The organism is Brevibacillus sp. HB1.4B, assembly GCF_013284285.1.
Taxonomy (GTDB): Bacteria; Bacillota; Bacilli; order Brevibacillales; family Brevibacillaceae; genus Brevibacillus; species Brevibacillus porteri.
In genome coordinates, this window is record NZ_JABSUT010000008.1 from 205712 (window position 1) to 223946 (window position 18235).

Annotated in this window: 15 protein-coding genes; 4 read left to right on the forward strand and 11 right to left on the reverse strand. The window is 46.9% G+C overall.

Translation table 11 applies throughout. From position 1 onward, the window contains the following. The first annotated feature begins 32 nt into the window (after positions 1-32). Complete coding sequence (locus HP398_RS20040) at positions 33-686, forward strand: amino acid ABC transporter permease (protein ID WP_017246731.1); 654 nt, start codon at positions 33-35, stop codon at positions 684-686. Next, positions 683-1405, forward strand: coding sequence for an amino acid ABC transporter ATP-binding protein (locus HP398_RS20045; RefSeq protein ID WP_017246732.1), 723 nt, complete (start codon positions 683-685; stop codon positions 1403-1405). The genes HP398_RS20040 and HP398_RS20045 overlap by 4 nt, the downstream gene beginning before the upstream one ends. 602 nt (positions 1406-2007) lie before the next feature. Here the strand turns inward: HP398_RS20045 and HP398_RS20050 are convergent. Continuing rightward, a complete protein-coding gene (locus HP398_RS20050) occupies positions 2008-3276 on the reverse strand; it encodes a helix-turn-helix domain-containing protein (RefSeq protein ID WP_026042905.1) in 1269 nt (422 codons plus the stop codon). A gap of 243 nt (positions 3277-3519) precedes the next feature. Between HP398_RS20050 and HP398_RS20055 the strand changes: the two genes are divergently transcribed. Beyond that, the gene (locus tag HP398_RS20055; RefSeq protein WP_017246734.1) at positions 3520-4365 is read left to right on the forward strand and encodes a DUF6973 domain-containing protein; all 846 of its coding nucleotides are present in this window, start codon (positions 3520-3522) and stop codon (positions 4363-4365) included. A gap of 60 nt (positions 4366-4425) precedes the next feature. Then, a complete protein-coding gene (locus HP398_RS20060) occupies positions 4426-4656 on the forward strand; it encodes a hypothetical protein (RefSeq protein WP_017246735.1) in 231 nt (76 codons plus the stop codon). Between the two features lie 327 nt (positions 4657-4983). On the opposite strand, the gene HP398_RS20065 is transcribed toward HP398_RS20060, so the two are convergent. The 10 genes from HP398_RS20065 to ebgA all read right to left on the reverse strand — a co-directional run bounded on the left by HP398_RS20065 (position 4984) and on the right by ebgA (position 18233). Further along, on the reverse strand, positions 4984-5166 hold the full coding sequence (locus tag HP398_RS20065; protein WP_017246736.1) for a hypothetical protein: 183 nt from the start codon (positions 5164-5166) through the stop codon (positions 4984-4986). Between the two features lie 250 nt (positions 5167-5416). Beyond that, positions 5417-6298, reverse strand: a complete 882-nt coding sequence (locus HP398_RS20070; protein ID WP_017246737.1) for an aminoglycoside phosphotransferase family protein — start codon at positions 6296-6298, stop codon at positions 5417-5419. A 255-nt stretch (positions 6299-6553) separates the two neighbouring features. Next, positions 6554-8245, reverse strand: a complete 1692-nt coding sequence (locus HP398_RS20075) for an amylo-alpha-1,6-glucosidase (protein ID WP_173623471.1) — start codon at positions 8243-8245, stop codon at positions 6554-6556. Then, complete coding sequence (locus tag HP398_RS20080) at positions 8235-8891, reverse strand: YesL family protein (RefSeq protein ID WP_173623472.1); 657 nt, start codon at positions 8889-8891, stop codon at positions 8235-8237. Before HP398_RS20080 ends, HP398_RS20075 begins: the two co-directional genes overlap by 11 nt. 28 nt (positions 8892-8919) lie before the next feature. Then, positions 8920-9732, reverse strand: coding sequence for a carbohydrate ABC transporter permease (locus HP398_RS20085; RefSeq protein ID WP_017246740.1), 813 nt, complete (start codon positions 9730-9732; stop codon positions 8920-8922). Then, positions 9729-10649, reverse strand: a complete 921-nt coding sequence (locus tag HP398_RS20090) for a carbohydrate ABC transporter permease (RefSeq protein WP_173623524.1) — start codon at positions 10647-10649, stop codon at positions 9729-9731. Before HP398_RS20090 ends, HP398_RS20085 begins: the two co-directional genes overlap by 4 nt. Before the next feature lie 57 nt (positions 10650-10706). Then, positions 10707-12008 (reverse strand): ABC transporter substrate-binding protein, encoded by a 1302-nt coding sequence (locus HP398_RS20095; RefSeq protein WP_173623474.1) that lies wholly within the window; start codon positions 12006-12008, stop codon positions 10707-10709. A 119-nt stretch (positions 12009-12127) separates the two neighbouring features. Beyond that, positions 12128-13324: a response regulator transcription factor gene (locus HP398_RS20100; protein ID WP_017246743.1), complete on the reverse strand. Its 1197-nt coding sequence runs from the start codon at positions 13322-13324 to the stop codon at positions 12128-12130. After that, the gene (locus HP398_RS20105) at positions 13296-15032 is read right to left on the reverse strand and encodes a cache domain-containing sensor histidine kinase (RefSeq protein ID WP_173623475.1); all 1737 of its coding nucleotides are present in this window, start codon (positions 15030-15032) and stop codon (positions 13296-13298) included. The genes HP398_RS20100 and HP398_RS20105 overlap by 29 nt, the downstream gene beginning before the upstream one ends. Positions 15033-15128: 96 nt before the next feature. Next, positions 15129-18233: a beta-galactosidase subunit alpha gene (gene ebgA, locus HP398_RS20110; protein ID WP_173623476.1), complete on the reverse strand. Its 3105-nt coding sequence runs from the start codon at positions 18231-18233 to the stop codon at positions 15129-15131. Positions 18234-18235 lie beyond the last annotated feature (2 nt).

The following is an 18235-nucleotide window of genomic DNA, read 5'->3' on the forward strand; positions in this document are numbered from 1 at the left end:
TTTTTCACCTTAGAAAGAATGGAGTTGTCCAAATGAGCAGTAGTTGGGATGTCATTGTCGATGCGCTTCCTGTCTTGGCCCAAGGCTCTGTGGTCACGCTAAAAATAACGGTCATTTCCCTGTTTTTTGCTCTCTTAATCGGATTGCTTTTTGGCTTGATGAGTACAAGCCGGTCCAAAGTGCTTCGCGGCATTGCAACCGCTTACGTTGACTTTCTCCGCGGCACACCGCTGTTGGTTCAAATCTTCTTTATTTATTTTGGATTACCGCCTGTCCTAGATATCAAAATTCCAGAGACAACTGCGGGTATTCTTGCGCTCAGTCTCAATGCCGGAGCGTACCTGGCTGAAATTTTCCGAGGAGGAATTCTCTCCATCGATAAAGGACAGATGGAAGCAGCCCGTTCCCTGGGACTCACGCACGGAAAAGCTATGCGCCTAGTTATCTTGCCCCAGGCTGTTCGCCGCATGATTCCTGCTTTCGTCAACCAATTTATCGTGACGTTAAAAGACACCTCGCTCTTAACGGTCATTGGTATCCGTGAACTGATGAACAGTGGTGAGATTATCATCTCTGGCAACTTCCGCTCGTTTGAAATTTGGGCAGTAGTAGCGGTCTTCTATTTCCTGATGATTTACATCCTCAGTCTGCTATCTCGTTCCCTTGAGAGGAGGTTCGCGAAATGATTCATGTGGAGAATTTAAAAAAGAGCTTTGGCTCGTTGGAAGTCTTAAAAGACATCTCGACTACCATTGAAGAGCGCGAAGTTGTCTGTGTCATCGGTCCCTCCGGCTCGGGAAAAAGTACGTTTCTGCGCTGCCTGAACCAGTTGGAAGAGGTGACATCTGGAAAAATCACCATTGAGGGTGTGGAGGTTACTTCCCCCAAAGTGGACATTAACAAGCTGCGAGAGCGTGTCGGCATGGTGTTTCAACGGTTCAATCTATTCCCGCATCTCACTGTATTGGAAAACATTATGCTCGCACCCAAGCACATCAAAAATTCAGAGCGTCAGCAAAATGAACAAAAGGCGCTGGAATTGCTGAAAAAAGTAGATTTGGCGGACAAGCGAGACGTGTATCCAGATCGGTTGTCTGGTGGTCAACAGCAGCGCGTAGCCATTACCCGGGCGCTCGCCATGGACCCTCATATCATGTTGTTCGATGAACCTACCTCTGCACTCGACCCGGAAATGGTAGGGGAAGTTCTTCAGGTGATGAAAGATTTGGCCAAAGAAGGAATGACGATGGTCGTGGTTACGCATGAGATGGGCTTTGCCCGTGAAGTAGCCGATCGCGTGATTTTCATGGATGGCGGATATATTGTAGAGGAAGGCAAGCCTGCCGAGATTTTTGACAATCCCCAGCATGAGAGAACAAAGGCGTTTCTCAGTAAAGTGCTGTAAAACAAAACAAGCAACGGGCATGATCGATTCGTCATCTACCATGCCCGTGTGTTTTTCCCTATGAAGTACCGCCAGCAAAACGCGAATTTTCAACGTTAAGGGAAGATGGACACAAAAACAGCCGGTTTTCACCACGTTAAGGGGTACATCCGAGATACGAGTAATTCTGGGTCACACACTTACAAAAAATGGTGATTGCATCTATTTGGAGCAATTTCAAAAAGCATGCTTTTTGAGGGCGACCGCCAACATTTTAACGGAAATATACGCTAAAGACGTTAAGCCGCATAAAAAGCCGATTTCTCTTACTCTAAGCGAATGACCGCTAAACATCATTATCGGTCATCAGCATGCCAGAAAACGGCCAGTTACGTCCGCTAATGCTAAGCGTATAAATCGGTCAAAATGTTGGCGCTACCCCTTTGAACACAAAAAAACCCGACCGGAGTCGGGAGCAAATTGGCTTACCATGGGTCAGGATAGTGTTTTGCAATCGGAGGTTCTTTACTTAACGTATCTACCCCAACTGGTACGACAAATAACGCGGATAAAATACATAAAGACATCATCAACTTTTTCACGAGTATCACCCCCTTGCGGGTTTAGGTATTATGTACAGTATACAATATTTCCATTTTTTGGAGTATGTCAAAAGGTAAATTTTCCTTGTTAGCTGTATAGTATTCAAATAAATACCCAATGCTTTTAATCGCTTCTTCCAATTTCATCATTTTCTTATAATACATAGCACTTTCTAATAAACTGGCACACCCCATATCTAAATCGCCTTTTTCAATGTAAAAATTCCCTTTTGCGCGAAAATATAAACCTAGATGAGTACATTGGTTCGGTGTACCAACGTTAGTCGGCAAAAATGACGATTCTGACTGAAAAATATCTACGACCCCCAACTCATCACCTAATCTTGTATAAATATCCAGCAGATCATTTACCACTGGTAACTTTTCGTTTTGCGGGCGCATGTGCAAGCAATCTAATAATAATGGTACTGCCTTTTCAATATCATCCGTAGTCTTTGCGTATAATATAGCTCGAAGATATTGAGATTCTTTCTGTACATTTAAACAATCTAATTGTTCATACGCATCCAAATATACTTTAGCAAGAATATAGTCTCTTAACTCAATGTAAGCGATGATAATAGCTAGGTACGCTTTTGCTGTCAGCTCATCTCGCTTATGATCTTCATTAATACCTTTCTTACATAGATGAATGCACTCTTCATGACATCCTCGAAATAACGCATGCGAACCCAACTTATAGTAAGTCATAACCCTTTCATCCACGTGTAGATATGAAATATAGTGCAATAACTCCATACCTTCTATATACGACTCGTCCAATTTTTTAAAGCTATCACGTTGAATAAGATATTTCTGATATAACGACCTGGCTAAAAATACAGGGATACCATGTTCGCGCGAATACTGAGAAATCACACCATATATTAAAAATCGAAATTCTATATTTTCCGTATTTCCCGCCAATTGATAAAGATAATCTAACGAAAGAAACGTGTTGCTCTTAGGGCATTCTAATAGCTTAGATGCGATTTTTTGCGTAAGAACGGCATTCCCCTGATTGATCGCCGTTTCCAGCAATAATTCAAACGTTTTAGTCCTTTTAATTTTATATAAATATGGCATAACCGCCTCGTACAAAGATATGTCTAGCGTTTCAGCTAATCGAATTACATTCCGCATATTTGGCAAAGTGAGAGAGTCTGTTTCGATCTTACTGATCGTGCCAGAGGATATGTCTGTTTTTCTAGATAACTCCGCTAAAGTCAGCCCCGCCTCTTCTCGATACCTTTTCAAAACGCAGCCAAACGACGATCTCATTTCCGCCATAACCACAGCTATTAACCCCCAATACAATTCCCTTTTTATGGATACTACTATAGCACGTAATTCTATCGAGAAAATAATTTTTCCAGTTTTTCTATATTTTCTACAAAAAGGAAGTAAGGTTATTTTTAGAAATTATGGTACAATTTGGATATTCTATTAAGGAGGAGCTTTCACAACGGGCAATGCCCATTATAGTCAGAAGCGTAAAGATGTAGAAACATGAAAAGAGGGATAGAGAAGCCTATGAAGAAATTTAAAAGAGTATTAGTGCCTTTCGTCGTGTTCTCATTATTAGTTGCTCCAGTGTCAGTCTTGACGCCAGCATCTGCTAAAAGTACAGAGAAAATCGCTGAAAGTATTTCCGAGGAGAAAAAGAAATACGAAAAATCTTATGAGAAAGTTGACTTTAGATTTTCAGAAAAAATTTTAGAAGAGTTGACTCAATATGAAAAAGATCACCCAAAAGCGACTGAAGATGAAATTAATGAACATTTTTTGGAATTGTGCGAAATATACAACAATGATAACCAAAATATAAAGAACCTGGCTTCAAGCTCTGATGGTGATTGGGATGATTTCTATGATTATGCTGATGGAGTAGTTACACTGAATCCAAAAGAGCAGGCATTGTATGATCAATCGCCGTCAAAAGGATTTAAAGCTCTTATGGCAGGGAAAGGGGCATGGAATTATACAGAACTAGCTTTCGGTAGAAATGGTACTGATGAAGAATCAGATGCTTTTCGACATGCATTATGGAACATGTGGATAGTATGGGCAGTGAATGATAGTTGGGCAGAAAAGTGGACGAGTGCACACGAAGATGGTGCTTCCTATCAAAACAAAAAATCTTTAACATATAAAATGGATATGCACAATAATGAAGAAGGACGATACAAAGCAGCACAAGAGGGGATAGACAGTAATAGCAGTCGTTCAGACGTTAAAATTGCGATTGATGAGTTATACAAAAGCGGAAAGCTTAAAAAAATAAATAAACCAAACAAAAAAGAGAGTACCTGGACACTAGAGAGATTTACAGGTAAAGAAGAGGATTATGTAGATCAAGATCTTCCCCCTATTACGTAAGAAAAAAGAGAATCAGGAATGATTATTCCTGATTCTCCTTTTTGAAAGAAGGTGATATTTATGAAGAATAAATTAATCGTGTCTTTGGCTGCAACAGCAATAGTTGTGGTGCTAGTATTTGGATTTTTATATGTAGGGACTGGAAACGATTACTATAGACTTTCTGATGGACCATCTTCAGAACAGATAGAAGCTTTAAAGAGTAATAAAATTGATTATATGATCAAAGAAGACGGATCTTTATGGATAAGAAGAAGTGATGAATTGAAAGTAGCACAATGTTGTACATAGTTATGTTGAGTAACCAAAATGAGAGATACAACAGCAACCGGATTTATGAATGGTTGCTGTTTCTTTTCCATCAAAGGAAAGCCGTAGCACATCTAGGGGTACAGCCGAGATACGAGTAATTTTGGGTCACAAGCTTACAGCAATTGTCATTTTTCGAATGCAGTTTGTGACATGGCAGGAGAATTCGATAAAATCAACATTTGGAAATAAAAGTAAGACTATGACCCATTTTTGCATGTATCTCGGCTGTACCCGGTTAAGGTGTAATCGGCTGTTTTTTCGTTCCAAAGCGAGAATTCCCTTTCTCTTCCTCATGAAGTATCATCTTTATTTCTTAACTTCCAATTCTGACTTTAATTTATCTAAATACCGAATCTGATCCGCAAGTGGGGATGATACCAAATCTTTAAACAACGGGATATTCCTTATCCACTCTGCTTCTTGGTACATTTTTTCAAACTCCTGAATCACCTCTTTATAGGCAGCAGTATTCTTTTGGATCTTTTCCACCTTCTCCGAATTTTATGAATCCCTTAACGTTGTAAATCCGCGTTTATCTTAACTCCAATGTGACAATCACTGTTAATTCAAAGGTTGTCACATTGTTTACATGTATTCAAAGTAGCTTTAAGTTGTTTAATTATCTCTGTTCGAGGAAAAGAGTTAGGCTAATCGATCTTTATAAACCAAGAACCAGTCAAGAACACAAAATAAAGTGTTAGACTGTTTTTTTGTTTATGACACTATCGATCCCTCTAGCTCAACAACCAACGGATTTCTGCAACACAGAAATACTTTCCTTGAGGAACGCTTTATTTTTTTCAATTCCCCTGTTTTTACACCAGACAACAGCACTAAAAGCATCGTAAAAATCATAAAAGGGAAGTATTGTATCCAATTCCATTATGGGACGAATTGTTGAATATCCCTCTATATACGAAACTCTTCTTTGAGGATTTACTTCCCAAACATATCGATTAATTTTTGTAAAATCTATTTCTGAAGATCCTCCCCGTGCACTTTCAAAGTCAATAATTCCAACGACCTCATTATTATTTGTTAATATATTTCCTGGTCGGAAATCCATATGAACAACGCAGGGTCTATCAGGATGAGGTAATGCTGAGAAGGCACTCTCAAAGTGATTAATACATTTTTCGAAAAGTCCTCTCTCAAGGACTTCCTTACAAGGTTCTTTCAACTTTTCAAAGTTATTTTTTATGTATAGTCTCCAATTATTTTCATTAAGAAACTGATAACCTTCTACACCTTCAACACCATACCCCGGCATTTTCACGTCATGCAGCTTGGCATGATACAGCCCAATTTGAAATGACAGTTCATCGTCAATTGTACCTGCACACGGTATTCCTTGAATCTGAGATAGAAGTAAGGCACCAGAAATAAAGTCATTCCCACCCCAGAAATCTAATACTTTTGGAACCGGTATTACCTCGCACAACAATTCAAGCATACGATATTCACGAAACAGTTTATCCCTATTATAAGGGATCTTCGCATATACAGTTTCGCCACTAGTAAGATTCAGTTTGTATACTTGTGAACTAAAAGACTCAGGAACATTATCTATACTTAAAACATTAAGGTTAAATCTTCTTATGATCGTTTGTATTAAGTTCAAAGCGCACCTCGCGTGTTTAGATTAGTTTACTTACCATATCCACATTATTTTGAACTATCCTGCACGTTAGCTTAATGCCTCTAGGTCAAAACACCTAACTCAATGTACTATGAATACTATAAAATTGAATATAGATATCTAGTATTTGATGAAATAAAAAGAATGGGCAACTCTACATTGAATACTGTAAAGTCACCCATTCTGACTAGTTAAGTTAACTGCGTTTTGCTGGCGGTACCCCTCTATGAACTTCTCCTATACATATTCATGAGCCAACATCAAAAACACACTGGACGTCCAAGTAAATGCCCGGTCTCTCAGTCCATCCCCTGTCAGCGCATCGAAATTTTCCGCCATTCCACTGCGGGCTGCCATTCGACAAAAACGTCTGGCAATCTCCTGAGAGAACGCGACTTCGCCAGCTCGCCGTAATCCATCAACTACGAGCATCGTCACTGGTGCCCAGATCGGGCCTAACCAGTAACCATCCGCACGGTAGAAGGAACTAGTTGGACTCTCCGTAGCCAGTCCATTCTCGGTCAAAAACCGCTCCTGCAAGTCCGTAATCAGCTTGGCTCGGATGTCCTGCGGCAGCTTTTTGCCAAGCACGAGAGGCATATAGCGAATCAAGCTGTCTCCTTGGGTAGGCTGATCGCTGCCGGAGTGAGTCGCGTAGAAATTCTCCCCGTTCCAATGCTTCTCCATGAGCCGTTGCAGCGTCATTTCGGCCTTTTCCAGCCACCTCGCTGCCTCTTCATGACGTCCCAATCTCTTCGCCAAATCCGCCAGCACATCCATTTGCAGAATCAAATACGCAGGCAGGTCCGGGCTTTCGATTGGCGCCCCATCGAGGAAAATTGTGCTGTTGTCCCAGCCGCAGTCATAGCCGTGATTATACTGCGGAATCCCGTCTTGATCATCATCGCGGTAACGGAACCACCAATTGGTCCAGCGACAAAGCGGCTCGTACACCTCTTCTAGCATCTCGTTCGTAATCGCGTCGTTCCGATCCAGCATCCAGCGCAGCGCCCAGCCGTGAATCGGAGGCTTGCAGCAATTCCACAACGCATACCGATCATTGATAAAATCGGGGAAGACACCACTTTCGTCCTGCCTGTCGATAAAGATCATGAGCTGATCCCACGCCAGCGGCAAGTTTGCTCGCGTCAGAGCCATCGCATTGAAGCAATGATCCCAGCTCCAGATATTCGTCATCCAATTTTTGGACATATACATCGCAGACCGTGGCAGATAGCCTTCTGGTCTCACCACACAAGACCAGGTGATGTACGCCGCGAGTTCTCGTGCTTCACTCAAGCCTTCGCGATGCTCCTCAGATACAGAAAGTGTCCGTTCCAGCCAATCGTCGTACTCTTTTTTCACCTGCTCCCAACTATCGGCAAAGGCGGGATAACTGCGCTCCTTCCAGACGGTGTGGAATTCCTCCAGTACGCCTTCCAGTACACCTGTTTCCTCATCGGGATGAAAGGTTACGCTTACTTGCTGTTCACGCGATGCCTTCGTAGGGTTGACCACCAGCGCTCCAGCAAGCGGAGTCACTCGCAAGCGAATTTCCGTGGAAAAATGATTGATTTCCCAGCATCCGGCTCCTGCTTGAATCGCATAATCAGCTGCCGTCGATTCCAGCACCAGTCGCAATCCAACACCTTGACCACGTACCTGCACCAGCTGCGGCTCGCTCATGCACAGCTTCACTTCGCCTTTATCCCCGTAAAGACGCAGCAAGGTTGGTGTAGCCTCCGTCTCAAATGGAATCGCCACACCATCCGCTACCATTTCGATTCGAAAAATCGCGCCATCGTGGTTGTCACCTCCACGAATATTGCGTAAATACAGCCCTTCTGTTCGCTTGGCGTTACCTAGTCGCGAGAGTACGAGATACGACCCGTATCGGCTAAAAGGAACGATTCCTAAATCAAACTGCATATGTCTCACCTCGAGGTTGCTTCGTCGATCGTTTACGATCGCGCTTTTCCATCAGACGACTGAATCTGGCGTTCATCCACCAGGCGGGCAGACTCGCTCCCAACAAGATCGGCAAAACAGGAATCGCCAGCAAGAGAATCATGAGAAGGAGCAAGCCTCCCATCGTGACGAGCGAATGCAACGGAAAAGCCGCGACCAGCCAAAACGATTGCTTGAGCGTCCTCTTTACGTCTGCATCCTCCCGAACAAGCAGGGAAAAGGCGTGGCAAGAGGTAGCCGCATGCAAGAATCCGATCCCCGCAAAAACGGCCGCAATCGAGAGCCCCCACAGGGAGCCCAAGCGCAGGAAGAACACCACATCGACCCACAGAATTGCCCCCGTTAGCACCGTCCATGCGCCAAGCCATTGGCTCCTCCTGAAGTAGTGGCGAAAAGCATGCCAGAAGGCGGACGGAAGCCCACGGTCACTCCACTTGCCGCTCAGTACGTCGTGCAGAGCAGCTGTCGCTGGGAAGATTCCAAAGACGATGCCTCCCATGAGCGTGCACACCACCCACATGAGATGCGCTGCCGCCATCCGCAACAATCGCTCACCAAATTGATGAAATGACCATGCCCAGCCTTCCCACTTCGCCTGATTCCCCACTTCTGCTCCCTCCTTACTTGATAGCCTCTTACTTAATAGCAACGCCAGCTGAATTGTCTACGATATATCGTTGTGCGAGGAAAAAGAGGAGCAACGGCGGAAGCGAGATCAGGAACGTTACCGCCATCAGCCCGGTAGCCTCTACTTCATACATCCCTTTAAATTGCGCCAGTCCCAGCGTCAGCGTGTACTGACTTTGGTCATTCAAGAAAATGAGTGGACCCAAATAATCGTTCCATGTGCCCAAGATGTTGAATACACTCACCAAAATCAGAGCAGGCATCATCAACGGCATAATAATCCGTGCGTAAATCTGAAACGAACCCGCACCATCAATACGCGCTGCCTCATCCAGCTCACGAGGAATGGTCAAAATAAACTGTCGCATGAGGAAAATATAAAACGCTGACCCGAAGAACGAAGGAACAATCAACGGCTTGAGCGTATTGATCCAGCCCAGGTAGTTGAATTCCATGTACAGCGGGATCATCGTCACTTCCCACGGAATCATCATCGTAGCCAGAACGACCATAAACAGAAAGTCTCTCCCTTTAAACGTAAACCGAGCAAAGCCATATGCGACCAGCGAAGACGAAATCAATTGACCAATCGTAGTCAGGATCGTCACCGTCAACGAGTTTTCCAAATAGAGATGAAACGGCTGCGACATCCACGCATTCCCGAAGTTCTCCCAATGCAGCACATCCGGAATCCATTTTGGTGGATACTGCAAAATCTCATCGTCCGACTTGAGCGCAGTAGAGATCATCCAGTAAAACGGTGCGAGAAAAAGGAAAGAGAAAAAGATCAAGCTCGCATAAGCGATCGTTTTGCGTATCACGCTTCTTCCCCTCCCTTGCGATTGTCGCCCTCGTAGTACACCCATTTGCCAGACGTTTTAAATACAATGAAGGTCAATACCAAAATGATCGCAAACATAAACCAGGAGTTCGCCGAAGCATATCCCATCTTGAAGTATTTGAAGGCGTTGTCGTACGCGTACATGGCATAGAAATACGTAGACTGCAACGGTCCGCCTCCTGTGAGCAGGAGTGCTAGACTCAACTGCTGGAACGCACTAATGATCGTCATAATCAGGTTAAACAAAATCGTTGGGCTCACCATCGGCAGTGTAATGCGGAAAAACTTTTGCACTGCCCCTGCCCCATCAATCGAGGCCGCTTCATACAAGCTCTCCGGAATGCTTTTGAGCCCCGCCAGGAAAATCAATACCATGGAGCCTTGCCCCCACAAACTGGCGATTACCATGGCAATGAGCGCCCACGTCGTATCGTTTAGCCAATCGGGACCTGTAATCCCAACCAGACTGAGCAAATAGTTGAAAATACCGTATTCCCCGTCGTACACCCACGCCCAAATCATCGCCAGCGCCACACCGGAAATCACGCTCGGCAAGTAAAATACGGTGCGGAAAAAGCCGCTGCCTTTTACCTTCTGATTCAGCATCATGGCCAAAAACAACGCGATGAACAAATTCAACGGTACAAATAACAACGCAAATTTAATCGTGATCCAGAGCGATTGCCAAAACAATGGATCGTCCGTAAACATATTGACGTAGTTGTCCAAGCCGACAAACGTAACCTCACCAACGACAGGCCAATCAAAAAAGCTCATGACGAGTGAAAACAGCATAGGTCCCAGCGTAAAAGCGAGAAAGCCGAGAATCCAAGGCAAGATAAAAAGATAGGGCGTAAGAAACGCCCTTCCCTTGAGTTTTTTCGGTTGAACGGTCATGGCAGGCTGTTTATGTGTCACAACACTCTCTGTATTCAATTCCCTGACCCCTTCCCGTTATTTTTCTAAAAACTTCTGGGAGTCTTTGACTGCCTTGTTCAGTAATTCCTCGGCATTTTGTCCCATCATGATCGCATTGACCGCTGCGGAAAGGTTCCGGTTGATTTCGTTCCAGTGCGGATTCAACAGGAAGGCAGGCGTGTCAGTCGATTGTTCCAATGTCTTATAGAACGGCGCGTAGAGTGGGTCCTGATCGAGCTTCTTTTCTTGTACGACACTAATACGCACAGGCAAGTCAGATGTACGCATCTTGATCGCATCACTGGAAACGAAGAACTTCAAAAACTCCCAAGCCAGTTCTTTGTTTTTGGAATCCTTGGCGATCGATACAGAGGAGGTTCCGATGACACCCTTACTAGGCTTGCCAGGGAATTGCGGCATCACGACCGTACCAAAATCGACATTCGCCTTCTTGTACGACTCGAGCGACCATACGCCGTTGTCATACATCGCGAGCTTACCCGCTTTGAACAAGTCGTTCCCGCTCTGCTGGTTTTTTCCACCGACAAGCAAAGCGCTCTTGTCTTTCGTCAAATCACTGAAAATTTGCAGGGCTGCTGCCGTTTCCTTGCTGTTCATGTAGCCTTCGATGGCTTTTCCATCAGGGCTAATAAAGCTACTGCCGTTGCTCCACACGAACTGCTGCAAATCGTACGTATCCGGCTCCGAACGAACAGCGAAGCCGTACTGCTTCTTATCGCGAACGGTCAGCTGTTTGGCAGCCGATTTGAAATCATCCCACGTCCATTCGTCTGTCGGAAGTGGTACATTTGCTTCGTTAAACAGCTTTTTGTTGTAGAAGACGACCCGCGTCGAGAAGCCCGCTGGGAGACCAAACAATTTTCCATCGAATCGATTATAGTTTAAGAGGCCTTGGTAAAAGTCGTCGATTGCCACTGATGGGTCCTTCTTTACGTACTCATCCAATGGCTCGAGCGAGGCGTGGTACGTTGGGAAATCCCACATGTACATGACATCCGGCGGGTTTTTCGCTCCGAATGCCGCTACCAGCTTCTGATCAAAACCATCTGCATATGCCTCGACTTGTACCTTCACACCCGGATTTTTCTGTTCGAATTGTTTCGCGATATCTTGTTGGATCTTCAGCATTTGGTCCGTATCCCATGTCGCGAAACGCAATGTAACCGTTTCCTTTTTATCAGACGATGCTGGCGTTGTCGTACCTGTGTTACTAGATGTGCCGTCTGATCCTGATGGCTGGGCTTGTGAACAACCAGCTACGACGGCCAAAAGAAGTGCCATACCAGCTGCCATCCATTTTGACGCAACCTTTTTCATCTGTGATCCCCCCCTAGATTTACCCCTCATTTTTCTTTATTTTAATGAAGGGAAAAAAACGGTGAAACCGCCAACTGTTCGCAATAGTGCGTCAATTTGTTTCCTTTTTTTCGCTTTGTTCAGGTTTGCGCGGTGGAGTGGACGATTGTTCGACTGGACCCCTCCTTTTGTTTGAAACGGTAGTGGCTCGGGGTCATCCCTGTACATTTTTTAAACCATTTGCTGAAGTATTTCGCGTCAGGAAGACCGACTCGCTCCGCTACCTCCTGAATGGATAGCGTTGTTTCATCCAGCATCGCTCGGGCCATTTTTACCCTGCGCTTATCGAGAAACTCGCCGAAGCTCTCGCCCACTCCCTTTTTAAACATCACACTAAAATGACTACGGCTCAGTCCCACCTGTGAAGCTACCTCACTGACCGTCAATGGCGTATCCAGACGATCGAGCGCATAATGAACAGCCTGCTTGATCGGTTCCTGCCACGGATCTTGAATGACGCCGTACTTGCGCGCCCGCTCCGTGCGCTGGTAGAGCATTCGTACCGCCTGAATCCACGGTTCGAGTCCAGCAAACGGACTTGTTGTCTCCCAGCTCGTCACCTTTCCAGCCAGCTTCCATTCCACGAGCAAGGATTCTACCTGTCTGCTAATACTTGCGGGAGTCAGTAAAAAACGGATATCGCCACATGCGATCCACTCCCATTGGCTGTCCAGCTCCCGTGAAATCCATGCCCGCTCCTGTTCCTCGCCATTTGCACTGCTGCCCATCCCTTCCAAGAGCCATACACGCATGGAATCGTTCATCCACGACCAGTGTGATTGCAGGAGGGAGGACAAGCTTTGCTCGAAATCCCGGCTCAAACCAGTCAACCACGCACCGAATTCCCGCTTCCATTCATCAGGGCGTTCCCTACTTTTATCGGGTCGCGCGCTCTCGCCTGCCAGCTCAGACCGCAGCTTTTCCAACAACGTCCCCCATTCCTCATCCTGAAACTCGGTCTTCAACAAATATCCGGACACCCCGAGAGAAATTCCTTGCTGGGCAAAAGCAAAATCGCGGTGACAGCTGAGCAGAAGCATCTTTGTTTGGGGAGCGTGCTCCTTCACTCGCCTGCACAGCTCCAACCCATCCATTTCCGGCATGACGATGTCCGTAATCACCAACTCGGGCTGTATTTGCAGGAAAGCCTCCCAGCCTTTCCGACCATTCGGTGCATCCGCTACCACTTCCATCCCGTAGCGACTCCACGGCACCATTGCCTTCAGTCCTCTTCGCACCAGCACTTCGTCATCCACAATCATTACCTTGATGTTCATCAGGAATTTCCTCCCTTTTCGGCCATGTGATTTGAATTGTGGTTCCTTCTCCTCTGACAGATGAAATTTTCATGCCGTGCTCCATACGGAAATGAAGCTTGAACTTCTGATCGACGTTGTACACGCCGAGCCCTCGTTTGCTAGAACGCTCCAGATCAGGATCGAGAAGTTTGGCCAATCGCTCCGGCACAATTCCTGCACCGTCATCTTGCAACAGCAGCGTCACAAGCCCTTCTTTTTCACTGACACGGATCCGGATCGTTCCGTGCCCGTCTTCGAATGCGTGGAAAAAGATATTTTCCAAAAGCGGCTGGAGAGTCATTCGCGGGATCAAATAGCGATGGCAAGCCTCTACTCCCGTCTGTTCAAATTGAAAAACGGGTCCATACCGCAGCTCTTGGATTTGCAGAAAATGCTCGACGGTTTGCAGTTCCTTTTCCAACGGGACGAGCTCCTGCGTGATGTCGAGGTTGCCCTCTAGCACTTTGATGAGATGATAGAGCATATTGCCGATTTCATTGGCGCCAGATAATCTTGCCTTCCACTGGATGGAATTGAGTGTATTAAACAACAGATGCGGATTGATCTGGTAGTGAACGGCTCGCAGCTCTGCTTCCTTTTTCAACTGCTCGGTGCGACTCACCTCGGCGATTAGCGTCTGAATCCGCCTCACCATTTGATTGAAGCTCACCCCTAACCGCCCCAGCTCGTCTTCCGTGTCTACCTCTGCGCGCGTCTGCAATTCGCCTGTTCCTACCAGCCGCATCGTTTCTTGAAGTCGTTTGATTTTACCTGTAATTCGTCTAGAAAATAAATACGCCAAAAGAAGTGCCAGCACGGCCGAAAGAATCAGCGCCGCGATAAAAAAGGATTGAATCACTTCCGCAGAGCGGTTCATTTGCTCGTAAGGCAAGCGCACCTGAATCATCCAGTTGTTGGACTCCAGTGGCTTGTTCCAGACGATATCGCTCTCTTGCTGGACGAACGTACCCGCAGTCTGGTAAATTAGCTCGCCATTTTTGGCTGTAATCGTTACATACGCACTCATGTCCTCTTCCAGCTGTTCAAACAACTGAAACAGCTTGCCTGCTTTCATCTCGATCAAAATCCGGCTATCCTTCAATACGCCATAACCGCTGAGAACAGGAACGACCAGACCGAGTACCTTTTCCTGATTTCGCAGCTCCGCCTCATCCTGAAATCCGACATAATGCCGTGGTGTGTAAAAACCGATCCATCGCTCCTCATCCAGCTTGGCGGGCAGCCCCTTCCACCACCATTCCCGCATCAGATCCTTTCCATTGATCACATTTTCCCCGAAAAAGTAACCGGAGGGCGTCACGATAAAAATGCCTTTTGTATCAAGGTTGCGGTGCGCCCCCAGGTATCGCTCGAAGTTTTTTTGTTCCAGGAAGCCTGTGTACGTCTTCGGCTGTTCCTCCCGCATGACGACCAACGTCGGGTCTGACACGTACGTATTGATGTCATAAGCCATGTATCTCATTTGACTCAGGTAGTTGTCGATCTGGATTTGCAGCTGCGTAGCGATATACTCGCCTGACTTGCTAAATTGCTCGCGAACGACCATCGACGATTTCCAATACGCCATACTCCCTAGCGTAATCAGCGGAATAATGGCTGCAATCAGCATAAAAGCGAGCAGCTTGGCATGAATGCTTCTGCGCGGAAAGAGCGACCATGACTTCATGTGACAGAACCACCACCGGATTTTGATTAGTTGCACTATTCAATCTTTAATTAGATTGTACAACGTTTCGGCGATGCCTTCGAGAACAATCAGCGGTTAGTCACACAAATTCCGCTTAGACAACTGAACCGGAGAAATCGTATCCTTCGAAAAAGGCGTTAGCCTCATCTGGAAGAAAAACTCCTCTGGACGCAAGGCATGCTGCTCCGATTGCTTAGGTCCGCAGCTATTGCTACCCAGCCCGTTTTGTCGATAATCGAGATGCAGTGTGACATACTCTCTTTTTACGAGATCTGTCGTGTGTTTCGCTTGCTCCAGATCGTCCGTATCATAGCGAAGTGCGCTAAATTCCAAGGTCGGTTGACCCATCGCGAAAAGTCCAATGCCTCGCTGATCCGTGATCGACATCCATTTGACGTCCGTGCGATTGCCATTTTCCTGCGGGAACACGTACGGCGTGTACAGCTCATCCACGCTCGCGTGATACACCCCGATGCGATTGGCTTCCTTGCTGTCGATGTACGCCTCTCCCGGGCCACGACCATACCACGAGACACGCTCCATATCTTTGGCGACCAATAGCTTCAAGCCGATTCGTGGCAGCATTGCTGGCGGGGTGCCTTTGGGTGTGCCTTGAACATCTACTTGCACCTCGCCATTTCCGAACACGGTATACGTGTAGCGGCACGCAAACCCCCAGTCGTATACAGGTGGAGCAATCCGTACATCGCAGGTAATGACCACACGATCTGCTCGATCCTGCTGGATGCTTACATCCTCCACTCGATTTTGCAAACGATCGAGGTACACCTTGCGCCACTCTTCCACTACGTACATGTCATTGTCAATCGGAGCACGCCAAAACGTGAGACGAGGTCCTGCCACCAACAGCTCCTTGCCTGCAAATACCCAGCTCGTCGGCACACCGCTCACTTTGTCAAAAACGAACTGAAAATCTGCTCCTGTAAGGGTGACGTCCGTTTTCGTTTCTTTCGTATCTACTCTGCCTAACACAGCCTGATAGGGAGCGACCGTAACCTGTTGGGCAGCGGTCACTGGCAAGACAAATTGTGCCCACGCCAGCTCATGTCCTGCCTGTACCCAGCTCTCATCTTGGGCCAGCACAAAGGAGAGAGTCAGCCAGTAGTCGGTCCGATCCTGTACCTGCGCGGGCAAGGTATATGGAACAGCTACAATGGTACGACTTCCTGCTTCTGTATGTGGCAGCGACAGCGTTCCGCTCTGCACCACTTGTCCGTCTGCTGTCACACTCCAAACCATTTTCACGTGCGCAAGCGTGCGGAAATCATAGCGATTCGTAATGGTGACGAGCCCGCTTTCCAAATCAGTCGCTTCGACGACGATCGGCTCAATCACTTTTTTGTATTCGAGTAATCCAGGGGATGGGGTGCGATCCGGACGAATCAGTCCGTCGATGACGAAGTTGCCATTCGTCGGGTAGTCCCCGAAGTCTCCCCCGTAGGCATAATACGCTCGCCCATCCGGCGTATATTGACGCAAGCCGTGATCAATCCATTCCCACACAAAACCGCCCTGCAAGCGTTGATATTTGTCAAACACATTGGCGTAGTCGCGCAAGCCACCGGGTCCATTTCCCATGGCATGAGCATACTCGCACATGATATGCGGCTTTTGCAGATGTTCATTTTCACCGTGCTGGATCATTTTTTCTACCGAGGAGTACATGGTGGAAAATACATCGCACACTTCTGCTTCGCGATCCTCCTCGTAGTGAATGAGGCGAGTCGGGTCGGCTTGTCGGCACCAAGCAGCCATTGCCCGGAAATTGCAGCCGAAGCCGGATTCGTTGCCAAGCGACCACATGATGATCGACGGATGGTTTTTGTCCCGCTCTACCATGCGCTCCATGCGCTCCACGTACGTCTGCTCCCACTCTGGATCATCGCTCAGCCGACTAATATTTCCAGTTAACTGGAAGCCATGTGTCTCCAAATCGGTTTCGTCCATGACATACAATCCGTACTGGTCGCACAAATCGTAAAAACGCGGATCGTTCGGGTAATGCGCGGTACGAACGGCGTTGATGTTGTAGCGCTTCATCATGAGCACATCTTCACGCATCGTTTCATACGGGACAGCACGCCCGAGATCGGGATGATGATCATGGCGGTTCACGCCGTTGAGGCGAATCGCTTTACCGTTTACGAAGAAGTTGTTTCCTTTTACTTCGATCTGTCGGAAGCCCACGCGAATCGGGATGACTTCTGTCTTTTCGCCCGACTCCTGCTCAATCGAAAGTAGCAGATGATACAGGTTCGGCTCCTCCGCCGACCATTTTTTCGGCTCCTGCACCGGAAGCTCCAAAGTCACGACCTTTTCTTGTCCGGCTGCCAGCTCTCCTGCCCCAGTGTCCGTCAGCGAAGCGATAGGCATGTAGGATGAATCCAACAGTTTTGCGGTCACGTTCACCCCATCATAGGAAGCTGCGGAACTGTTTTCTACATGGACACGTACCCGCAGCACGCCATGGCGGCATTCATCATCCAGATCAGTCACGACTGCCAAATCTCTCACATGCAGCTTCGGTCTGCCAATCAGGGAAACATCCCGGAAAATCCCGCTCAAGTACCACATATCTTGATCCTCAACATACGTACCGTCCGACCATTGGTACACTTGAACAGCCAAGCGATTACTGCCTTCCTGCAACAGCTCCGTCACATCAAACTCAGATGGCAAGCGGCTTCCTTGGCTATAGCCGACTTCCTTCCCGTTCAGCCACACATGAAAAGCGCTGTCGACCCCTTCAAACCGCAGGATCACCTGCTGATTTTGCCACGCAGACGCTACGGTAAACTCTCGTAAATAGCAGCCTGTCGGGTTATCTGACGGGACATGCGGCGGATCTACCGGAAACGGATAATACAAGTCCGTGTAATGCGGTTTTCCGTACCCTTGCAGCTGCCAATGCCCCGGCACCTGAATCCGGGCCCACTCCGTCGCATCATAATCGGCGGCAAAAAAGTTTTCCGGTACACGCAGCGGTGATTCTGCGTATGCAAACTGCCAATGCCCATTCAACAATTGAAACCACGGTGTCGCGCCTCTTTCATATGTCAGTGCTCCCGATTCTTCCGGGTAAGACAAAAAGTAAGCCCGCGCCGCCAAGCGATTTCGCTCAAGCAGCTGATGATTCGCCCAGTCATACCGTTGTTGCATCG